A 19,974-nucleotide genomic window follows, 5' to 3' on the forward strand; every position below is an offset into this window, starting at 1 on the left:
CGCCTCCTTATTATCAGAACCACTGACCGAAACGTTTGATATAGAAACGCTTCATGCCCTGCGCGACCACGCAGTAGCTGAGCAGCGTCGCGACCAGCCACGGGAAGTAGCTCAGCGGCAGCGGCTCCAGCCCGACCATCGCTCCCAGCGGAGAGAACGGAATGTAGATGCCCATCGCCATAATCAATGCGGTGGTGAGCAGCACCGGCAGCGTCGCGCGGCTCTGGATAAACGGAATTTTCTGCGTTCTCAGCATATGTACGACCAGCGTCTGCGACAGCAGTCCTTCAATAAACCATCCGGACTGAAACAGCGCCTGGGCTTCGACGTTGTTCGCCGCGAACACGTACCACATCAGCGCGAAGGTGGTGATATCAAAAATGGACGACGTCGGGCCAATCCACAGCATAAAGCGGCCGATGTTTTTCGCATCCCACTTGCGCGGTTTGCGCAGGAACTCTTTGTCCATCTTGTCCCACGGCAGCGAGAGCTGGGAGAGATCGTACATCAGGTTCTGGATCAGCAGATGAATCGCCAGCATCGGCAGGAACGGAATAAACGCGCTGGCCACCAGTACCGAAAAGACGTTGCCGAAGTTAGAGCTGGCGGTCATATTCAGATACTTGATGATGTTGCCGAAGGTCTCACGCCCTTTGATCACCCCTTCTTCCAGCACCATCAAATCCTTTTCCAGCAGGATAATATCGGATGCCTCTTTGGCGATATCCGCCGCGCTGTCAACCGAAATACCGACGTCCGCATCGCGCAGCGCCGGCGCATCGTTGATGCCATCGCCGAGGAAGCCGACGGTGTGGCCGTTTTTCTGCAGCGTTTTCAGGATCCGCGACTTCTGCAGCGGCGTCAGTTTGGCGAACACCGCGCGCGTTTCCACTTCGCGCTCCAGTTCGTTATCCGTCATCGCCTCAATCTGCGGCCCGGTCAGGATACCGTGGGCATCGATGCCCACTTCCAGGCAAATCCGCGCCGTGACGACCGGGTTATCGCCGGTTAACACTTTCACTGCCACCCCGTTGTCGCGCAGCGCGGTAATCGCTTTTCCCGCGCTCTCTTTCGGCGGGTCGAGGAAGGTCAGCATTCCTTCGACCGTTAGCCCCTGCTCATCGTCGGCGCACAGCGGGGCTGTCAGAGCGGAATCATCCAGCTTGCGGGTCGCAACCAGCAGCACGCGGAAGCCCTGGGCATTGTAATCCTGCGTTTTGGCTAACAGCAGATCGCGTCGGGTGTCATCCAGCGCAACCACGCGGTCGCCTTCGCGAAGATGCGTGGCCACCGTCAGCATCTCTTCGACCGCGCCTTTGCAGATCAGGCTTTTATCGCCGTGGCGGACATCTTCCACCGACACCGACACCCGACGGCGAACAAAATCAAACGGCAGTTCATCAAGCTTCACGAAGCGCTCTTTGGTCGCTGGCGCAATCCGCCCCTCGCCAAAGCGCAGCACCGCCCGGTCCATCAGATTACGCGCCCCGCTCTGGCTGCTGCTGTTAAGCCACGCCAGCGTCAGCACCCGGTCGCTCTCGCTGCCGCTGACGTCAAGATGATGCTCAAGAATGATATTGTCCTGGGTCAGCGTGCCGGTTTTATCGGTGCACAGCACGTCCATGGCGCCGAAGTTCTGAATCGCGTTCAGCCGCTTGACGATCACTTTGCGCCGCGACATGGCGATAGCGCCTTTCGCCAGGTTTGAGCTGACGATCATCGGCAGCATTTCCGGCGTCAGGCCGACGGCGACCGCGAGAGCAAACAGCGATGCTTCAACCCAGTCGCCTTTGCTGAAACCGTTAATCAGCAGCACAATCGGCACCATCACCAGCATAAAGCGGATCAGCAGCCAGCTGACGCTGTTTACTCCGCGATCGAACGCCGTCTGGGTACGCGTGCCGACAATAGACTTCGCCAGCGAACCAAACCAGGTGCGGTTTCCGGTGGCCACCACCACCGCCTGCGCCCTGCCGCTGGTGACGTTGGTGCCCATCAGACAGATATTGCCCATCTCCAGCAGACTCTTGTCCTTGTTCGGCTCGGGCAGCCTGTCGCACCCTTTGCCGGACACGCTGGCCAGAACATCATACTTTTCAACCGGCAGCGATTCACCGCTGAGTATCGACTGGCTAACGAACAGGTCGCGGGACTCCAGCAGGCGGACATCCGCCGGAACCAGATCCCCCGCCGCCAGGAAGATGATGTCACCGGGCACCAGCTCCTCAATGGCAATTTCCTCCTGCGTCGGCCCCATGTTACCCGGACCGCGACGCAGCACCGTCGCCGTGGTGCGGACCATTGATTTCAGCGCCTGCGCCGCTTTGTTAGTGCGAAACTCCTGCCAGAAACGCAATAACCCGCTCAGGCTGACCATCGTGACGATAATGATAATCCCGGTCAGATCGGTCTCTTCGCCGTTACGCAGCGGCAGCCAGTAATCGGTCACGAAGCTGACGGCGGCCAGCGCCATCAGGACATAGATAAACGGGTTATTGAATGCCTGCAAAAGCTGAATTAGCGCCGGCGGCGCCTGCTCATGCGCAACCTCATTGCGGCCGTATTCATCCAGCCGTTCAAGGGCATCTTCGGTGGTGAGCCCCTGGCGGCTGCTGTTGAGCCGCGCCAGCGTATGATCCGGGCTGTTAAATGCCTCGGTTTCAATGGCGAAGCTTTTTTTATGCTGCTTATCATTTTCTGACGCAGACCGGTTGAGTTTCCGGTTTTCTATTTTCATGTCAGTCATGATTTATCCTCAAATTAAAAACGTGGTTATCCCTGCATAATTGGCTTATGCATAATTTATTTTTACGCTATTAAACGCTTCTTACTTTAATTGCCTGGGAACATTCATCATTCCCTCCTTATGCAAACTCTTGCCCGAAGGTTAACTTCCCTCAATGGCCCAGCGGACTGACGTAATATTTTCGTGACCGCCAATTTTTTCCATAATAAGGTCTCGCGCCTTGCGATAATCGGCATTGCCGACCAGCTCGATGCGAATTTCTTTATGCCCTTGTTCTTGCGCGGTTATGGATGCCAGCCCCAACAGGCTGAGCCTCATCTCTTTGCTGATAGCGAGTAGTTGCTGACGAATCGCGTTTTCATGTTCGCTATGACAGATAATATTCAGGACATAGCATTTCTCTTCTTCTGTCGCGCCGGGAATATGATTAATTCGCTGCGCCGCTTCGCGCAGTAAAATATTCGCGCAGAGGATGATCAGCGTTGCCGCCGCGGCTTGCCAGAACTGGCCTAACCCGCACAGGACGCCAATCGCCGCCGAGCACCACAGCGTGGCGGCGGTATTAAGGCCGCGCACGTTCATGCCTTCGCGCATGATAACGCCCGCGCCGAGGAAGCCAATCCCGGAGACCACCTGCGCCGCAATACGGCCCGGGCTATCCGGGGAAGCGGCAACGGAGCTGAGAATAAACACCGCCGCGCCGGTGGCGACCAGCGCATTAGTGCGCAGGCCGGCCATCCGCTGCCGCCACTGTCTTTCGGCGCCAATCAGCGCGCCCAACAGCATCGCGGCGAGTAAATTTGCGATATAAGGAAACATCAACATAGTTTCCTCCATTTTTGCTGGAAGAATTAACTATGTGCTTTATTAAGCACACGACAAATTGTCGCCGGAGAGGCGATTAACGTCGCGTTGACGGTGGAGGGAATAATGTATTTTTAAACAGGAACATGACGATTATCCTCGCAGCCTGGCTGCGTTATTTTTTATGGGATGCAATCGTCTGGATCAGGAGGATTGCTGCCCGCCGGTTGGCAAGCAGCGCAGAAAAAATAGCGTCAGCTTGCCTTGATGTTTAAGTAAGGGTGACTGTCCAACATATTTCTCCTGTATGAATTTGTGCTCATTATAGTCATTCAATTATTTGAGTAAAGGTAAAATCTCGCTTTAGTGACGATTTGTTTAGAATGACCTTAATGCGCTAAATCGGTGCTGATAAAACTAACCCCGGCACTAACCGGGGTTAATTCACTAATCAAAAACGCCATTAATTATCGACGTCACGATCGCCGTACTTAGCGCGATCAGCACTAAATCCTGACCCACCACCCGCCATTCATAGCCTGGATAGTAAGGCAGTTCATTGAGCATCGATGCCGGAACCGCTTTTTTGGCAATCCCCGGAGGTAATGGTTTGCCGCGAGCCAGGTTTTTGGCGATTCCCGGCGGCAGCGACTGGTAGCCGGTTAAACCGTAGTTTACCGCCAGCGAACGCGCTCTGGAAAAGCTGATATCGGCAGAGACATGATCGGGTTTGCCGTAATTTTTTCTCTGCCCCTGATTACCCTGTTTGTGACCCTGATTGCCCTTGTCTGCGTTGTTTTTACCGCTATTGCCGTTGTTGCCATGGTTACCGCTATTACCATGGCTACTGCCGCCGTTGCCGTTGCCGTTGCCAGGATTGGCGAAGACCGGCGTTGCCATCATTGACAGCGAAAGCGCCGCCGCCAGCGCTGCCTGTAGGACTTTCTTACTGGACATGATTTTTTTCCTGAGTGGTCGTACTCGCTTTGAATGTAGGTGAATAACCAGAGCGCAACAATCTCTCGTTATCTTAAATTTAATCCAGATCAAACTCAGCGGTGTGATGGTGAATTCCTTCAGGCTGCGGGCGGATGAAGCGCTAAAACCAGCATACAACTCTACTCGGATAGCATTGTCGCTATTTTATTCTGCAAATGCGATTTCACCGATGTGATTAAAAATTTAAAACCATTAACAATCAAATAACATTAGCAGGCAAACATTTTATCTGAGGAAAATAACAATATGTCTACCACCCAGGTTCTGGGCGACGCCGCGTTCGCCTCCCCAGGACATCCGCACTCCAGTCTGACCGCCCGCATCGATGCGCTGCCCGCTTCCGTTGGCCTGTGGTCTTTTATCACCCTCCTGGCGCTGGGCGGCTTCTTCGAGCTGTACGATCTTTTTCAGACCGGCTATATCAGCACCGGGCTGCTGGCAGAGAATATTTTCCATACCGGCGAACAGGGTATCTTCGGCATTTCCGACCAGGCCGCCTTCGCCTCGTCCACCTTTATGGGGCTGTTTATTGGCGCCAGCCTGCTTGCGCCGCTGGCGGATAAACTGGGCCGCCGCCTGACGTTTATGTTCGCCCTTGCCTGGTATGGCGTATTTTCGCTGATGATGGCCCTGCAAAGCAGCGCCGAAGGAGTTATCTTCTGCCGCTTTCTGGTGGGCGTCGGTCTCGGCATTGAGCTGGTAACGATCGACACTTATTTAAGCGAATGGGTACCGACGCATCTGCGCAATAAAGCCTTTGCTTTCGCCTTCTTTATTCAGTTTTTATCGGTTCCCGCCGTGGCGCTGATGTCGTGGATGCTGGTGCCGATCGCCCTTTTCGGCCTGACCGGCTGGCGCTGGGTGATTATCTTCGGCGCGCTCTGTTCGCTGATCATCTGGGTTATCCGCAAGAAGCTGCCGGAGTCGGCGCGCTGGCTGGAGGAAAAAGGTCGCCACGAGGAAGCCCACAAGGTGATGTGCGAAATGGAACAGCGCTGCGGCGTTTCTCCCTCGCCGCGCCACCGGATTGAGATGCAACATAACCGCCGCAGGCTGGGAAGCTTTAAAGCGATCTGGGCGCCGCAGTACCGCAAACGCACGATCATGCTGATGGTGATGAACTTCTTCCAGGCCATTGGCTTCTTTGGCTTCGGCAACTGGCTGCCCGCCCTGCTTTCCGGTCAGGGGGCGAGCATTACCCACAGCCTGCTGTACGCGTTCTTTATTACCCTCGCCTATCCGATTGGCTGCCTGTTCTGCACCCGCTTCGTCCATCGTTTTGAAAATAAATGGCAAATTGTGCTTTCGGCGCTGATGACGGTGGTGTTTGGCACCCTGTTTGCCCTACAGAACAGTCCGGTGCTGCTGGTGATTTGCGGGTTTATGATCACCTGGTCAAACGCCTGGCTGACCATTAGCTATCACGCCTACCAGGCGGAGGTCTTCCCGACCCACATTCGCGCGCGGGCGGTTGGCTTCTGCTACTCCTTTAGCCGGCTGTCAACGGCGATCACCAGCATTTTGATCGGCGTTATTTTGCAATACGCCGGAACCCCAGGGGTGATTAGCTTTATCGTCGCCAGCATGCTGATGGTGATGCTGTCGGTGGGTATCTTTGGTCCGAAAACCCGCGGGATCAGCCTGGAGAATATTTGACGCTAGCCGCCGCCGGGTTAGCCGGCGGCGCGCGTGGCTAATCTTTTCTCCTGAACCCGCAGCAGCCACGGCAGCGGCAATGCGCTCAGGGCGCAGAGCAGCAATATCCCCTGCATCGCCCGTTCGCCGCCCCCGTCAACCGAGAGCAACCACGACGAAAGCAGAAAGGCCGCCGCCGTGCTTAATGACATCAGGGTATTCTGTAAAAGCGTAAACCCGGCCCTGGCGCTATCCGCTGGAAAACGCATCGCCACCGCCGATGAGGCCACCAGGCGGCAGTAGGCGGCAGCCAGAAACAGCAGCATAAACAGTGCGCCGCCGTGGTTGAAGATAAAAGCAATGCTCAGGCTCAGTATAAACAGCAGACTGCCCAGCAGGCTGATGCGGTAGCCGCTATAACGCTGACACAGCCTGCCGGTCAATTTAGTGGCGCACAGCCCTGCCGCTCCGCCGGCGAAAAAGAGCCACGGCAATTCGTCGCCGCTGGCCCCCAGCTTAGTCGTAAGTAGCGGTACCAACAGCGGAATGATTAACATTGGACTGAACTGCGCGAGGGCGTTGCCGGAGGCATGAAACAGCAGCGAGGATGACCATCGCAAGCCCGCCTGAGGACTCGCCTCGATGGACTGTTCCGGCAGCGCAAGGACTATCAGCGGTAAAGCGATTATACAGAGTCCGCCGATCGTCGCGGGGGCACTCTGCCAGCCGATTTTTTCACTGAGAAATAGCATCGTCGGCATGCCGACAATGCTGACCAGCGAGAATGCGGCAATCGTTGAGGCCAATGCCCGAGGGCGCAGCTGCGGCGGCATAATGTTGACCAGCAGACTACTGGCCACGCCCATCGTGGTCCCGCCGACCACCCCGGCAAGGAAACGCCAGAATAACAATACGTCAAAACGGGTGGTGGTTAGCGTCATCGCCGTTAATCCCCCCAACAGGGCCATGTTGCAGAGCAAGAAACGCCTTGGTTTAAGCTGACCGACCCATCGCCATACGCCGATCCCCGAAATGACTGAAGCCAGCGTATAGATACCGGTGACGTAACCCGCCTGGCTTACCGGGACCTGAAACGTCGGCGCCATCCAGGTAAATAAGGGATTAAAAATCATATATTCAAGCGCGTTGATGAACTGAACGAAAGCGATAATCAACGTTGCGCGTACCAGATAACCGGGCATGTAAAGCTCCTTACAATGGAATGCGCAGAGTCTAGCCGCTGGTAAATCCGCGCATAAGCCGGTAAAAGTGGCGTTGTTAATTATCAAAATCGGGATAATCAAGAGTGAAAAGAGTGGATCTCAACGCGCTGCGGGTCTTCGTCACCGTGGCGGAAAATGGCTCATTCAGCGCCGGAGCAAAAGCGCTGCAGATGCCCTCATCGAACGTAAGCCGACAGATTTCACAGCTTGAGGAGAGCCTTCAACTGCGTTTGATACAGCGCAGTACCCGGCATATGAAGCTGACCTCTGCCGGGCAGACGCTGCTCGCCAGTATGCGGCCGCTGCTGGAGCAACTTGCCGCGACGGAAGCCGAGCTGACTCAGCAGCAGGCCGAACCCGAAGGGCCGCTGCGTCTGTGCCTGCCGAACGAGATTGGCCCCTCGCTGTTTGCGCCGCTCATGGCGCAATTCGCCCTGCGCTACCCGAAAATAACCGTGAGCTGTACCACGAATCTGGCGGGCACGGAGGTGTTAAAAGAGGATGTGGATATTGCGGTGATCATCACCCGCGGCAAAATGGAAGACGCCAGCGTGATTGCGCGCCCGCTCTTTTCGTTTCCCTGCTGCGTGGTCGCTTCTCCGCAGCTGATTGCCAGAACGGGTATGCCGACAAACAGCGAGCAATTAACCACGCTGCCCTGTATTACCACCGTTAGCGCCCTGGCGGGGCAAGCCTGGCAGTTCGCCGCGGCGGACGGTAGCTTCAAAAAGGTTAGCGTCAACGGCCACTATCGCGTCAACAGTGGCGAAATGGCCCTGCACGCCGCGCTTGCCGGCGTCGGCTTCGCGATTCTGGGGGAGAAACCCTGCCGCCCGTTTATCGAACGCGGTGAACTCCAGGAAGTCACGCTGGAGCTGCCGCCGGCGCCGTTACAGCTCTCCGCCCTCTATCGTGAGCGCCACTTTATGCCCGCCAGAACGCGCGTCTGGCTTGAATTTATCCAGTCGCAGATGGCCGACGTTCGCTAAAAATCACCTGCGCATCGGTAAAACATTTTTCCGCCAGCGACGACACCGGCTCTTTATTACGCATGATCAGCGCCAGCGTCGAGTCGACCTCCGTCTCGGCGATTGGTCTGATGTCGAGATTATCGCTCAGCGCTTCCAGACCGTTGTTCAGCGGCATAATCGCGCAGCAGATCCCGGCCTGCACCGCCTGGATAATCTGAAACGTGGAGTCGCTTTCGAAAACGTATTTTGGCGCCAGCCCCTTGGCCTTAAAGCTCATCTCAATCGATTCGCGGTAGTACATGCCCTTGGTCAAAAAGCCCAGCGGCAACGAGGCCAGCGTCTCCCAACCGGGGATCGCGTCAGCAAACTGGAAATGGCGCTTATCGTGCAGCAAACCCATCCGGGTGTTCGGCAGCCACACCACGTTGAACAGCTGGCTATCGACGTGATGCAGATAGCAGATCCCCAGATCCAGCTGGTTGCGGCTGACGCCGTCGATAATCTGTTCCGAGGTCATGGACAGCAGACTGAACTGCAACTCCGGGTATTTATCCGCCAGCGGTTTGATCAGCTGCATCGGATTCAGGCTGGCTAAGGGCACCATTCCCACTCTGAGCTGGCCGACCATCTGCCCGCGGCAGATAGCCGCCTCCGCCTCCAGCCCGTCGTGCGCCGCCAGCAGCGCTCGCGCCCAGGCCAGAATACGCTCGCCTTCCGGGGTAAACCCTTCAAACCGCTGCCCGCGCTGAATCAGAGTCAGATTAAGTTCTTCTTCAAGATTGCGGATCCGCATTGATAGCGTAGGCTGGGTGATATGGCAGGCCGCCGCGGCCTGGCCGAAATGTCGTGTTCTGTCGAGCGCAATCAGGTACTTAAGCTGTTTGATATCCATTAATGATCCACTGTTTGCGCAATCTGCTGCCCGCGCCGCAGGCAAAATGTTAGCTAAATGTTATGTTCAGCGTTGATGAAATTCAAGCGCCGGTCGACCGTTGCTCCTCCCGCGCGCCTGAGGCTACACTCATGCTATGCCCCGGCAGGAGAAACCGTTGAAAACTCGCCTTCATCACGTTCAGCAGCACCGGATAGCCATGCCGGGGCTGGAAGCCATATCGTTAGTCACGGAACAGAGCTTTTCGCGCCATTCCCACGATCGGTTCGGCATCGGGATTTTCACTCAGGGCGCGCAGCGTTCGTGGAGCCATCTGGGCAAAGTTGAAGCCGCCGCCGGAAATATCATTATGGTTAATCCGGGCGAGATGCACGACGGTATCCCGCTGGAGGGCCCACGCAGCTGGCGGATGGTCTATCTCGATCCTGAGCGCGTTGTCGACGAACTGCAGGGAGAGATGAAGGCCGAAGAGATCCTCCTGCGTCCGGTCGTCGACGACCCGCAGCTGCGCGGGCAAATGCAGCGGCTGTTTCGCGAGATCGTCGCCAGCGCGCCCGACGATACCGCCGTGGAAGAGGCGCTGCTGCTCTGCCTGATGCAGGTGAGCCAATATCATCTTTGCGCCAGGCGGCCCGGCAAAATCGGCACTCCCGCCATTGCGCTGGCCAGGCAATATCTCGACGACGCCCCGGAAGAAAAAATTTCTCTCGACGCGCTGGCTACCCTCTGCGGTCTCAGCCGCTTTCAGCTGATCCGCGGCTTCGCCCGTGAAACCGGCATTACGCCGCACGCCTACCTGGTACAGGCCCGCGTACGCCTGGCTCGCCGTCTGCTGGCGGAAGGCTACTCCCCCGCCGATACCGCGTTCATGGCCGGTTTTGCCGATCAGAGCCATCTGACCCGCGCGTTTCAAAAACAGTTTGCCGTCACGCCGGGCAGCTATCAGGCGCTCGTTCAGGCGAGTCGCTAGCCGATGTTGTGCAATTTTGTTCAATACCGGCGCGCGGCTTTGCGAAATACTCAGGGCCTCGATTCACAACATCAGGAATAACATCATGGCGCTCATCAGCCCTGAGTTTCTTTTGACTTCGCTTATTGTGGTTATCGCTCCCGGCACCGGGACGCTGTACACCATTGCCACCGGTCTGGCGGCGGGCAGACGAATGAGTTTTGCCGCGGCCTTCGGCTGCACCCTGGGCATTATTCCGCATATGCTGGCGGCGATAACCGGGCTGGCGGCCATCCTCCACAGCACGCCCGGCGCATTCGAACTGGTGAAGTACGCCGGCGTCGCCTGGCTGCTGTACCTCGCCTGGGCCACGCTGACCCAGCGCGGCAGCCTGAGCGTGGAAGGCGTCGGGCAACGCAACCCGCGGCAGGTCATCAGCCACGCCATTCTGATCAATTTGCTTAACCCCAAGCTGCCGCTCTTCTTTCTCGCCTTTCTGCCGCAGTTTATGCAGCGCGGCTCGGCTTCGCCGGTCCGGGAAATGCTGATCCTGAGCGCCATGTTTATGCTGATGACGCTGCTGGTTTTTATGCTCTATGGCGCCTTTGCGGCGGCGATGCGCGGGTACGTGCTGACTCGCCCCAGGGTTTTACAGGGGCTGAGAGTCAGCTTTGCCGCCGGTTTTGTCGGGCTGGGGATTAAGCTGATTCTGGCGCAAAGGTAGCCGTTCGCCCGCGTCGCTATCCGCGCCGTGGGCGAAACGGCGGCTTAGCGCAGCCCCGCCAGCGGGCGGATCTCTTTCGAGCGCAGGGTTAAACGGACGGGCGCCGATTTATACGACGGCGTGCCGCTCTCTTTATCGAGATAATCGAGAGGGACCAGCACGTTCGCTTCGGGGTAGTAGGCAGCAACGGTGCCCGGCGCGATGCTGTAGGCGACCAGCGTGATATCTTCCAGCCGCTGCTGGTGGCCCGGCAGCGCGGAGCTGATATCGACCCGATCGCCATGCTCGAATCCCTGCTCCGCCATGTCCTGCTCGTTCATAAACAGCACGTCGCGACGGCCAAACACCCCGCGGTAGCGATCGTCCATGGCATAAATGGTGGTGTTGTACTGATCGTGGCTGCGCAGCGTCACCAGCCGCATCACATCGTTACCTTCCACCTGTAGGTTTTCGCGCACGCCGTGGAAAACCGAGAACATCGCTTTACCGGTCGGCGTCGGCCAGATACGCTCCGTCGGCGGCAGCGGCATACGAAAACCGCCGGGATGGCGAATACGCTGATTGTACTGGTCAAAACCGGGAACGGTCTGCTCAATCAGATCGCGGATCCGATCGTAGTCGGCGACCAGCCACTGCCAGTCGATTTTGCTCTCCGGCAGCGTCGCCGTTGCCATTGCGGCGACAATCGCCGGTTCCGAGCGCAGCTCAGGCGAGCCGGGCTTCAGCTTGCCTGATGACGCGTGCACCATCGACATCGAATCTTCGACGGTGATCGACTGGCGTCCGGTCTCCTGAATATCGAGTTCGGTTCTCCCAAGGCACGGCAGGATAAAGGTCTCTTTCGCCACCAGAAGATGCGAGCGGTTAAGCTTAGTGCCAATATGGACGCTCAGATCCAGCCCCCGCATCGCCGGAAAAGCCCGTTCGCTATCCGGCATGGCCACCGCGAAGTTACCGCCAAGGCAGATGAGCGCTTTCGATTCACCGTCAATCATCGCCTGCAGCGCTTTTACCGCATCATGGCCGTGCTCCTGCGGCGGCGTAAAACCACACACCCGCTGCAGGTTGGCGAGAAACTGGGCGCTCGGTTTTTCGGTGATGCCGACGGTACGGTTGCCCTGGACGTTGGAGTGGCCGCGCAGCGGGCAGATCCCGGCTCCCGGCTTGCCAATATTCCCGCGCATTAGCAGCAGGTCAGCTATCAGGCGTACGTTGGAAGTGCCCTTGTTATGCTGGGTGATGCCCATGCCGTAAGTGATAATCGTGGCGTGAGATTTAGCGTAAGCCGCCGCCACCCGTTCAAGATCGCCGCGCGTCAGGCCCGACTCGCGTTCGATATCCGGCCACGGCGTCGCGTCGACATCCCGCGCAAAGTCGGCAAAGCCCAGGGTATGCTCATCGATAAAGGTCCGATCCAGCACCTCGCCCTGCTCCTCCTCAAGCCTTAACAGCGCCTTCGCGATCCCCTTAAGCGCCGCCGCGTCGCCGCCCGCTTTGACCTGGAAGTAGGTCGATGCAATGTTGGTTGAGCTGTAGGTCGCCATCTCAATGACGTTCTGCGGATCGGCGAATCGCTCCAGCGCCCGCTCTTTTAACGGGTTGAAGACGATAATCGGCACGCCCCGACGCGCCAGTTCGTGCAGCGTACCCATCATGCGCGGATGGTTGGTGCCGGGATTGTGGCCGATAGAGATAACCAGCTCGGTTTTGTCAAAGTCATCAAGCGAGACGGTCCCTTTACCGATGCCGATCGACTGCGGCAGGCCGACGCTGGTCGACTCGTGGCACATATTGGAGCAGTCAGGAAAGTTGTTGGTACCGTATTCGCGGGCAAACAGCTGGAACAGCCAGGCCACTTCATTAGAGGCGCGCCCGGAGGTGTAGAACTCCACTTCATTGGGCTGCAGGGTGCGAAGAACTTCGCCAATGCGGGTAAACGCCGCTTCCCATGACACCGGACGCAGGGTGTCGCTGGCCTTATTGTAGGCCAGAGGCTGGGTTAAACGCCCGTAGCCTTCCAGCTCGAAATCGCTCCGGGCCAGCAGCGACGTGACGCTGTTCGCCGCCAGAAACTCTGCCGTGACCCGCTTGCTGGTGGCCTCCCAGGTCACCGCTTTGGCGCCGTTTTCGCAGAACTGAAACGTGGATTTATGCTCTTTATCGGGCCAGGCGCAGCCGGGGCAATCAAAGCCATCCGGCTGATTGGTTCGCAGTAGCGTCGCGGGGGCATCGAGCGCATCCATTTGCGTACGAACGGCGATGGCGGTGGCTTTTAAGGCACCCCAGCCTCCCGCCGGGCCATCATACGGATGGACGCCGGGAACGACGCGTCTTTTATTACTCATGTTCACTCCTGATGCGCTTTCGGCGGCGGATAGCAGGTGAAACGCCGCGTGATTCTTATCACCCGCTACCAGCCAGCGTAACGGGCATTTTTGTTAACGAAAGCATAACAATCAGGGCCGAGACTGTATAATCAATGTTATCTATCACGCGTTAGATTTAACTTATTTAACGAATAATAAACATACAAATTAGGTCAGATTGTAGTAGCGATCCGGCTCAAGTTGCGCCGGCAAAGGATGCTGCCCGGTCATATCCAGCAGGTTGCGCTCAATGGTGTTGCACATCGCGTTCAGCGGCAAATCATTGGCCGCGGTACCGAACGGATCCTCCAGCTCTTCCGCCAGCGAATCCCATGACAGAAAGGTGTAGGAGATAAAGACCGACACGAACGGCGTCATATAGTGCATGTCGCCGACCAGGGCAAACGGCAGCAGAGTACAGAACAGGTAAACCGTGCGCTGCAAAATAAGCGTGTAGGCAAAGGGGACCGGCGTGCTGGCGAGGCGCTCGCAGCCGCCCAGCGCATGACCGAGCTCATCTAGCTTATTGTCCATCAGGCTGAAGGTGATATCGCTGAGCTTCCCCTCCGCGCGAAGACGCCCCAGCTCATCCCCCGCCAGCAGCAGAATACGATTGGTGGGCATCGAGCTGGCGAGAATGTCCGCCACGTCTGACGGCGGCAGCAAACGCGCTAAATCGGCGCTCGGGTCCGTCTTGCGCAGCTGATGCTTCAGGCTCCAGCTAAACGCGACCAGATAGCTCACCAGCCGCTGATGGGATACGCTTTCCATCGGCAGGATATTCTTCAGCTGGCGCACCAGCGTTCTCTGGGCAATCAGTACCGTTCCCCACAGATTGCGCGCTTCAACAAAGCGGTTGTACCCGGCGCTGTTTCGAAAACCGAGAAAAATGGCAATGGCAATCCCCAGCAGGCTAAACGGCGCAACGGTAAGATGGATCCCCAGTTGCTCGTACCATTGATAGCTGATGATGGCGATAATCGACATCAGCAGATTAAGCAGCAGGCGAAAGACGATTTTTGACAGCACCGAGCCGTGCCAGTCAAACAGACGAAGAAACCAGTGTTGTTCTGGCCGGATAATCATTGTATTACTTCCTGAAATTTCGCACGGGCAATAGATATTTTCTATTAGCCGATTGGCTTTTTATATTGTTTAAAAACACGACAATGCGTCAACCTGCTATTAATCAGCGATGAAAGAATAGCCGCTGAATTATGGTCCTTTTTTATTTGCCAGGCAATATTGTCCGCAGAATAATAAAATCCTTTAGGTTTCTGGGGAATAAACTACGTATTCATTGCGGCTATTTCCGCGCGACAAGGGTCGATATGAATCATCATATGCATAACGTTATGGCTATTTAGTACTCGCGAGCGCGCCGTCAGCGCAATATCGTGCCCTTGCGCAACCGATAAATTTCCCGGTACTTCAATGTGCACATCGACCAGAATGAAATCTCCGGCACGGCGGGTTTTGAGGTCATGCAGCGCCGCAACGCCGGGCGTCGCCAGAATGGTGGCGGTTATCTGCTGCTCGGTATCGCGGTCCACTGAGCGATCCATTAAGTCATGCAGGGCGTCAGACGAAAAGGTATAGCCCATGCGGGTGACCAGCGCGCCGACGACCAGCGCGGCGACCGGGTCAAGCCACGCGAAACCGGCCAGATTACCGATGATGCCGACCGCAACGACTACCGAAGACGCGGCGTCTGAGCGGGCGTGCCACGCGTTGGCAATCAGCATTGAAGAGTGGATTTGCTTAGCCGCCCTTAGCATATAACGGAATAAAATCTCTTTGGCGACCAGCGCGGCGAGCGCCACCCACAGCGCGGTAATATGCACATTCTGGATAGACTCCGGATGCCACAGCTTGCCGCAGGCGGACCACAGCATCCCCGCGCCAACCAGTAACAGCAGCGCGCCAATCGCCAGGGAAGCGCCGTTTTCATAGCGCCAGTGCCCGTAGGGGTGATCGTCATCAGAAGGCTGGCGGCTTTTTTTATTCGCCAGCAGCACGACAAAATCGGCGACTAAATCGGAAAGAGAATGGATACCATCGGCAATGAGTCCTTGCGATCCGCAAAACACGCCCGCCAGCACCTGAGCGCTGGATAAAAAAAGGTTGACCACCACGCTGACCAGCGTCGTTTTACGCGCAACCTGAGAACGCCGATTCTCATCAGTCATCCCGCTCATGTTCGCTTCTCCGTAAAAAAATAAATAACGTACGCGCTTCGGCTTAATTTTTCCTGAATAATTCGCCGCCGTTAAGAGAAGATTTAATTATTTTTACCATCGCTAAATATATAAATGAGAATAGTTTGTTTTTAAAAAATATAGCCATGACAATAATAGCCATGGCTATATTCCCGGGTAAAACGCAGCCTGAATAATTAAAATTGATTCATCCGGCGCATGGCGCAGTGATAAGCGCCGTTGCGCACCGACGCGCGCAGTACGCGAGCGACGCCGTGCACCGCTATCCGCGCGCTGTGGCGCTGCGTTGCGCTCAGCGGTAAATTGAGCATCTCCTGCGCCCACGGCGGCAGCAGATCAATTCCGGCGCACATCATCATTCGCCCAACCGGCTGGCTCAGGCGACCGGGCAGGCGGGTCGACAGCAGTACGTCGGCCACTTCCTGCGTTCGCTCATCGCAGCGCAGCACCGGGCGCATATCCTGCAGATAGTCGGCAACCTGCCGCGGCGTCACCGGGATATCCCGAGCGCCAAGGCGGCGGGCAATTTCGGCGGCTTCCTGATAATACTGCTCCTGGCGGGCGGGGCTCACCACGGTACGTTTATAGCGCAGATGCGAGGCCATAAAGCTGCTGCATTCGGCGACGTGGACCCAGGTCAGCAAGTGCGGATCGCTGGCCTGATACGGCGTGCCGTCTTTATCCCGGCCGCTGACCCGCAGGTGGATCCCCTGCACTTTTGCGATCAGCCGTTCGGCGTCGGCGGTGGTACCAAAGGTGGTGGCGGAAATAAACTGGCTGGTGCGGCGCAGGCGGCCGAAGATATCCTCACGGAAGTTTGAGTGATCCCAGACCCCCGCCAACGCCAGAGGATGCAGCATCTGTAACAGCAGCGCGCTGACGCCGCCGCAGAGCATGGAGGTAAAATCGCCGTGAACCTGCCAGATCGCCGATTGCGGGCCAAATAGCCCCGGTTCCCCTTTGGGATGCTCAAAATCGATCTCTTTTAGCGCTATCCCGGTTAAGCCCAGAACCTGAGCCTCAATGGTTTTACGTATGCCGATCATTACCCTACCTGCTCTTTTCCGTGAGCGGCAAAGATAGCATTAATTCACGCCGGGGGCATTTGCCAACGATGGCTTTCAAGGCAGGAGCGCCCGCCGACGGCGGGCGCCAGTGAGATTAAGGATTAAGCTGGTAGTCGAGGCTTATCTCTGCGTTCAGGACCTGCGACACCGGGCAACCGGCTTTGGCTTTTTGAATGATCCCGTCAAACGCATCGGCTTCGATGCCTGGCAGCACGATTTTGCTCTGCAGCGCGATTTGGGTGATGGCAAAGCCGCCGCCGGATTTATCCAGCGTCACCACCGCCACGGTATCAATGGAGGTGGCGGTGTAGCCCTCTTCGCTCAGCATCAGCGATAGCGCCATGGAGAAACAGGCGGCATGTGCGGCCCCGATCAGCTCTTCCGGGTTGGTCCCCTTCACGCCTTCGAAACGGGTGTTAAAACCATAAGGCTGCTGGTTCAGCGCGCCGCTCTCGGTAGAGACGGTTCCTTTACCGCTTTTCAGATCCCCTTCCCAATGCGCCTGACCTTTCTTATGGATTGCCATAATATCGCTCCTTTTTGACATTAAAGGGTTAAGTATAGAACCCCCTTACGCATTTGGGCGGCGCGCGGCGTTTTTCAGATCAATCCGTCGGGATATTTTTACTCATATTAACGCCGGTCACGCGGAAACCCGCGGCGTCGTAGAGATGGCGGGCGCGCGGGTTATCCCCGGCGACGCGCAGCTTAACTTGGCTGATGCCCTGGCTTTTCAGCGCATGCTCAAAAGCCGCCATTGCTTGTTTACCCAACCCTTGCCCCTGCAATGCCGGATAAATATAAAAATCGCAGATAAAGGCGGAGCGCATTTCTTCATCCGGCTTGTACCAGAGATAGCCGACCCGCTTTTCTGCTCCGTCGCTGTCATCGAATAAGCAGCATAAAACCTGGCCGCAGGTATTGACGCCGTCAGGCAGATCCGCGGCGATTTCGCGCTGCGCCTGGGCTAAAGCGGCCGCCGGCGAAAGCGCATAATTGGCCGAGATTTCCGCCGCGTAGTCGGGGATAAAATAGTCGAGATAAGCGGGATACTCTTCATTACGCATGGGGCGAAGCACTATCATCATAGGTTTCCTTTTATATCGTGAGTTTGCGCCAGTAGCTGCTGAATCTCGCCAAGAAACAGCGGCAGCGCGCTCGGCTGGTAGTCCCTGGAGAGGTAAATCCCATACACGCTTAACGGTTTTGGCCGCCAGGCCGGCAACACCTGTTTCAGCGCCCCGCCGTTAAGCGCCCGCTGCGCCTCCAGCTCCGGCAGCATCGCGATGCCGCAGCCGGCGACCGCCGCCTCCATTAGCAGCGAAGAGATCCCGGCGCTAAGGTTGCCGGAAACCGCCACCGCTACGCTTTCGCCGTCGGGGTCGCTAAACTGCCACGTCTGGCTGGCAAAATGGCTGTAGTGCAGACAGTTGTGGCGGGCGAGATCTTCTGGCGATTGCAGAGGGCCGTTCTGCTGCAGCCAGCGCGGCGAAGCGCAGAGCACCGAACGGCATACGCCAAGGCGGCGGGCGATAGCCCCCGGTTCCGGGTTATCGGTGATCCGTATCGCCACGTCGATACGCTCGCTAATCAGGCTCACCGGGTGATTATTGATATCCAGCTCCAGGCGCAGCTGCGGATAGCGGGCGAGAAAATCGGGTAACAGCGGAGAAATAAGCTGCATGGCGGTGAAGTGCGCGCAGGCGACGCGCAGGGTCCCGCTGGGGATCGCGCGCTCGCTTTGCCCGGCGATCTCATCCGAGAGCTGCGTCAGGGTGCGCGTTTTTTGCAGCACCTTTTCACCGGCGGCCGTTAAGGTCAGTTTGCGGGTGGAACGGTGGACCAGTCGAGTACCGGCCCACTGCTCCATCTGCTCCAGATAGCGGCTGACCATCGGGCGCGACATCCCCAGCGCGCGCGCGGCGGCGCTTAAACTCCCCAGTTCACAAATGCGCATATACACCTGCGCGGCGATTACCCGATCCATAACTGATTTCCATCTGCACGTTTTATGAAACTCAGCATCTCTTTTTTCAGGAATTTTCGCAAATCAGGAAATCCGTAAAATAGCGCTCATTCACCTGACCAAGAGAAAATGAATATGAAATTATCTGCCCTGGCTATCGCGACCGCGCTGTTCAGTACTTCCGTTCTGGCCGCCCCTTTAACGCTGCAAACCTACAACCCGCAGGAAAACGCCATTTTCGCAGTGAACTCCACCCTCGCCTCCGGCCCGCATGAAGCGGTGCTTTTCGATGCCCAGTTCAGCGTTAAAGATGGCGAGAAGCTGGTTGAAATGATTCAGAAAAGCGGTAAAAAACTGACCCGCATCGTGATCACTTCCGGCGATCCGGATTTCTACTTCGGCCTCGAGCCGCTGGTGAAGGCCTTCCCGGACGCCAAAGTGGTGGCGACCGCGGAAGTGGTTAAACATATTAACGCCACCAAGGAGGCCAAATTGGCCTACTGGGGCCCGCAGATGAAGGACGGCGCGCCGAAGCAGGTTTACGTCCCGCAAGCGCTGACGACCAATACCTTCTCCATCGACGGCGAAAAAGTGGAGATCCGCCAGCCGCAAAATTACGCCGCCTATGTGTGGATCCCGGCGAATAAAGCCATTCTTGGCGGCACCGGCGTGGCGTGGGGGATGCACGTCTGGACCGCGGACACCCAGAGCGTCGAAAGCCGCCAGCAGTGGATCAATACGCTCGATGAGATGTCCGCGCTGCATCCGCAGCAGGTGATCCCCGGCCATTACCTGGGTACGCCGCCCGCAGGCGACCGCGCGATTACCTTTACTCGCGACTATCTGACCCAATTTGAGCAGGCGCTCAACGCGCACAAAGATTCCGCCGGCGTGATCAAGGCGATGAAACAGCGCTGGCCGGGACTGGCGGAAGAGAGTTCGCTGGATCTAAGCGCCAGGGTGAATACCGGCGAAATGAAGTGGTAATTCCGGCTATCGCGCGGGTATGTCGGCCGGATGGCGGCTGAGGCCTTATCCGGCCGACAAACCGCGGTCCGCTGAAGAGACTGTTCTTAATCTGCCGCCGCAACGTTGCTAATCCCGGCAAAATGGGCCACGCTGATTATCGCCGCGCTAAAAATGAGCGGCGTACTTAAGGGTTAAATTTCGTCCGACACCCGTCGGGCTTGTCCTTGAAACCGACACAGGATAAAGGAGTAAGAATGAAATCGAACCAACAGGCACGTCATCTTCTCGGTCTGAACTACAAGCTTTCTCAGCAGAAAAAAGTGCTGCTGGAGGGCGATGCGGAAACCACGGTTAACCATGTTCGCGCCACCGGCCGCAAACGCCGCGGTGGCTAACTTTTCAGCTGAATGATGATAAAAACACCGTCCTTTCCACAGGATGGTG

At 57.0% G+C, this 19,974-nt stretch carries 18 protein-coding genes; 6 read left to right on the top strand and 12 right to left on the bottom strand.

The genetic code is table 11. From position 1 onward, the window contains the following. Nucleotides 1-13 precede the first annotated feature (13 nt). From mgtA to ACE3MN_RS13525, 3 genes are all read right to left on the bottom strand, one after another. A complete protein-coding gene (mgtA, locus tag ACE3MN_RS13515; protein WP_049132019.1) occupies nucleotides 14-2,746 on the bottom strand; it encodes a magnesium-translocating P-type ATPase in 2,733 nt (910 codons plus the stop codon). Nucleotides 2,747-2,887: 141 nt separating this feature from the next. Continuing rightward, nucleotides 2,888-3,583: an MgtC family protein gene (locus ACE3MN_RS13520; RefSeq protein WP_004138035.1), complete on the bottom strand. Its 696-nt coding sequence runs from the start codon at nucleotides 3,581-3,583 to the stop codon at nucleotides 2,888-2,890. 414 nt (nucleotides 3,584-3,997) lie between these two features. Continuing rightward, nucleotides 3,998-4,507: an anti-virulence regulator CigR family protein gene (locus tag ACE3MN_RS13525; RefSeq protein WP_024358206.1), complete on the bottom strand. Its 510-nt coding sequence runs from the start codon at nucleotides 4,505-4,507 to the stop codon at nucleotides 3,998-4,000. 288 nt (nucleotides 4,508-4,795) lie between these two features. Here ACE3MN_RS13525 and ACE3MN_RS13530 point away from each other — a divergent pair, with 288 nt between their 5' ends. Then, nucleotides 4,796-6,205 (top strand): MFS transporter, encoded by a 1,410-nt coding sequence (locus tag ACE3MN_RS13530; RefSeq protein WP_024358207.1) that lies wholly within the window; start codon nucleotides 4,796-4,798, stop codon nucleotides 6,203-6,205. Nucleotides 6,206-6,222: 17 nt separating this feature from the next. Here the strand turns inward: ACE3MN_RS13530 and ACE3MN_RS13535 are convergent, their stop codons facing one another. Next, nucleotides 6,223-7,386 carry an MFS transporter gene (locus tag ACE3MN_RS13535; RefSeq protein WP_116943678.1) on the bottom strand — a complete coding sequence of 388 codons (1,164 nt, stop codon included), beginning with the start codon at nucleotides 7,384-7,386 and terminating at the stop codon, nucleotides 6,223-6,225. A 104-nt stretch (nucleotides 7,387-7,490) separates the two neighbouring features. On the opposite strand from ACE3MN_RS13535, the gene ACE3MN_RS13540 reads away from it, so the two are divergent. After that, nucleotides 7,491-8,396, top strand: a complete 906-nt coding sequence (locus ACE3MN_RS13540; protein ID WP_024358208.1) for a LysR family transcriptional regulator — start codon at nucleotides 7,491-7,493, stop codon at nucleotides 8,394-8,396. Here ACE3MN_RS13540 and ACE3MN_RS13545 read toward each other — a convergent pair. Beyond that, a complete protein-coding gene (locus ACE3MN_RS13545; protein WP_004138046.1) occupies nucleotides 8,365-9,270 on the bottom strand; it encodes a LysR family transcriptional regulator in 906 nt (301 codons plus the stop codon). The two genes, ACE3MN_RS13540 and ACE3MN_RS13545, sit on opposite strands and share 32 nt — an antisense overlap. A 157-nt stretch (nucleotides 9,271-9,427) precedes the next feature. Between ACE3MN_RS13545 and ACE3MN_RS13550 the strand changes: the two genes are divergently transcribed. Both ACE3MN_RS13550 and ACE3MN_RS13555 read left to right on the top strand, forming a co-directional pair. Further along, nucleotides 9,428-10,240: an AraC family transcriptional regulator gene (locus ACE3MN_RS13550; protein WP_049090377.1), complete on the top strand. Its 813-nt coding sequence runs from the start codon at nucleotides 9,428-9,430 to the stop codon at nucleotides 10,238-10,240. 85 nt (nucleotides 10,241-10,325) lie between these two features. Beyond that, nucleotides 10,326-10,943 carry a LysE family translocator gene (locus tag ACE3MN_RS13555; protein WP_049090376.1) on the top strand — a complete coding sequence of 206 codons (618 nt, stop codon included), beginning with the start codon at nucleotides 10,326-10,328 and terminating at the stop codon, nucleotides 10,941-10,943. Nucleotides 10,944-10,987: 44 nt separating this feature from the next. Here ACE3MN_RS13555 and ACE3MN_RS13560 read toward each other — a convergent pair whose 3' ends face one another. The 7 genes from ACE3MN_RS13560 to ACE3MN_RS13590 form a co-directional block, all read right to left on the bottom strand. Further along, the gene (locus ACE3MN_RS13560; protein WP_049090375.1) at nucleotides 10,988-13,288 is read right to left on the bottom strand and encodes an FdhF/YdeP family oxidoreductase; all 2,301 of its coding nucleotides are present in this window, start codon (nucleotides 13,286-13,288) and stop codon (nucleotides 10,988-10,990) included. A 189-nt stretch (nucleotides 13,289-13,477) separates the two neighbouring features. Then, nucleotides 13,478-14,395 carry a bestrophin family protein gene (locus ACE3MN_RS13565; protein WP_375364073.1) on the bottom strand — a complete coding sequence of 306 codons (918 nt, stop codon included), beginning with the start codon at nucleotides 14,393-14,395 and terminating at the stop codon, nucleotides 13,478-13,480. A 203-nt stretch (nucleotides 14,396-14,598) separates the two neighbouring features. Next, on the bottom strand, nucleotides 14,599-15,507 hold the full coding sequence (locus ACE3MN_RS13570; RefSeq protein ID WP_024358213.1) for a cation diffusion facilitator family transporter: 909 nt from the start codon (nucleotides 15,505-15,507) through the stop codon (nucleotides 14,599-14,601). A gap of 197 nt (nucleotides 15,508-15,704) precedes the next feature. Next, entirely contained in the window at nucleotides 15,705-16,574 is an 870-nt protein-coding gene (locus ACE3MN_RS13575; protein ID WP_160183577.1) for an oxygenase MpaB family protein, read from the bottom strand. A gap of 115 nt (nucleotides 16,575-16,689) precedes the next feature. Next, entirely contained in the window at nucleotides 16,690-17,121 is a 432-nt protein-coding gene (locus tag ACE3MN_RS13580; RefSeq protein WP_004138064.1) for an OsmC family protein, read from the bottom strand. 79 nt (nucleotides 17,122-17,200) lie between these two features. Next, nucleotides 17,201-17,680 (bottom strand): GNAT family N-acetyltransferase, encoded by a 480-nt coding sequence (locus ACE3MN_RS13585; protein WP_004138066.1) that lies wholly within the window; start codon nucleotides 17,678-17,680, stop codon nucleotides 17,201-17,203. Further along, nucleotides 17,680-18,582: a LysR family transcriptional regulator gene (locus ACE3MN_RS13590; RefSeq protein WP_004138067.1), complete on the bottom strand. Its 903-nt coding sequence runs from the start codon at nucleotides 18,580-18,582 to the stop codon at nucleotides 17,680-17,682. The genes ACE3MN_RS13585 and ACE3MN_RS13590 overlap by 1 nt, the downstream gene beginning before the upstream one ends. A 114-nt stretch (nucleotides 18,583-18,696) precedes the next feature. On the opposite strand from ACE3MN_RS13590, the gene ACE3MN_RS13595 reads away from it, so the two are divergent. Together ACE3MN_RS13595 and sra are read left to right on the top strand one after the other, a co-directional pair. Then, on the top strand, nucleotides 18,697-19,548 hold the full coding sequence (locus ACE3MN_RS13595; RefSeq protein ID WP_375364075.1) for a Vmh family MBL fold metallo-hydrolase: 852 nt from the start codon (nucleotides 18,697-18,699) through the stop codon (nucleotides 19,546-19,548). A gap of 236 nt (nucleotides 19,549-19,784) precedes the next feature. Continuing rightward, on the top strand, nucleotides 19,785-19,925 hold the full coding sequence (gene sra / locus ACE3MN_RS13600; RefSeq protein WP_004101955.1) for a stationary-phase-induced ribosome-associated protein: 141 nt from the start codon (nucleotides 19,785-19,787) through the stop codon (nucleotides 19,923-19,925). Nucleotides 19,926-19,974 lie beyond the last annotated feature (49 nt).

Origin of the sequence: Klebsiella grimontii (assembly GCF_042137965.1) — a bacterium.
In the GTDB taxonomy this organism is placed as follows: Bacteria; Pseudomonadota; Gammaproteobacteria; order Enterobacterales; family Enterobacteriaceae; genus Klebsiella; species Klebsiella grimontii.

Coding starts and splice junctions, on each gene's coding strand:
- mgtA (WP_049132019.1), bottom strand. CDS start 2,746: ATGACTGACATGAAAATAGAAAACCGGAAACTCAACCGGTCTGCGTCA.
- ACE3MN_RS13520 (WP_004138035.1), bottom strand. CDS start 3,583: ATGGAGGAAACTATGTTGATGTTTCCTTATATCGCAAATTTACTCGCC.
- ACE3MN_RS13525 (WP_024358206.1), bottom strand. CDS start 4,507: ATGTCCAGTAAGAAAGTCCTACAGGCAGCGCTGGCGGCGGCGCTTTCG.
- ACE3MN_RS13530 (WP_024358207.1), top strand. CDS start 4,796: ATGTCTACCACCCAGGTTCTGGGCGACGCCGCGTTCGCCTCCCCAGGA.
- ACE3MN_RS13535 (WP_116943678.1), bottom strand. CDS start 7,386: ATGCCCGGTTATCTGGTACGCGCAACGTTGATTATCGCTTTCGTTCAG.
- ACE3MN_RS13545 (WP_004138046.1), bottom strand. CDS start 9,270: ATGGATATCAAACAGCTTAAGTACCTGATTGCGCTCGACAGAACACGA.
- ACE3MN_RS13555 (WP_049090376.1), top strand. CDS start 10,326: ATGGCGCTCATCAGCCCTGAGTTTCTTTTGACTTCGCTTATTGTGGTT.
- ACE3MN_RS13560 (WP_049090375.1), bottom strand. CDS start 13,288: ATGAGTAATAAAAGACGCGTCGTTCCCGGCGTCCATCCGTATGATGGC.
- ACE3MN_RS13565 (WP_375364073.1), bottom strand. CDS start 14,395: ATGATTATCCGGCCAGAACAACACTGGTTTCTTCGTCTGTTTGACTGG.
- ACE3MN_RS13570 (WP_024358213.1), bottom strand. CDS start 15,507: ATGAGCGGGATGACTGATGAGAATCGGCGTTCTCAGGTTGCGCGTAAA.
- ACE3MN_RS13575 (WP_160183577.1), bottom strand. CDS start 16,574: ATGATCGGCATACGTAAAACCATTGAGGCTCAGGTTCTGGGCTTAACC.
- ACE3MN_RS13580 (WP_004138064.1), bottom strand. CDS start 17,121: ATGGCAATCCATAAGAAAGGTCAGGCGCATTGGGAAGGGGATCTGAAA.
- ACE3MN_RS13585 (WP_004138066.1), bottom strand. CDS start 17,680: ATGATAGTGCTTCGCCCCATGCGTAATGAAGAGTATCCCGCTTATCTC.
- ACE3MN_RS13590 (WP_004138067.1), bottom strand. CDS start 18,582: ATGGATCGGGTAATCGCCGCGCAGGTGTATATGCGCATTTGTGAACTG.
- ACE3MN_RS13595 (WP_375364075.1), top strand. CDS start 18,697: ATGAAATTATCTGCCCTGGCTATCGCGACCGCGCTGTTCAGTACTTCC.
- sra (WP_004101955.1), top strand. CDS start 19,785: ATGAAATCGAACCAACAGGCACGTCATCTTCTCGGTCTGAACTACAAG.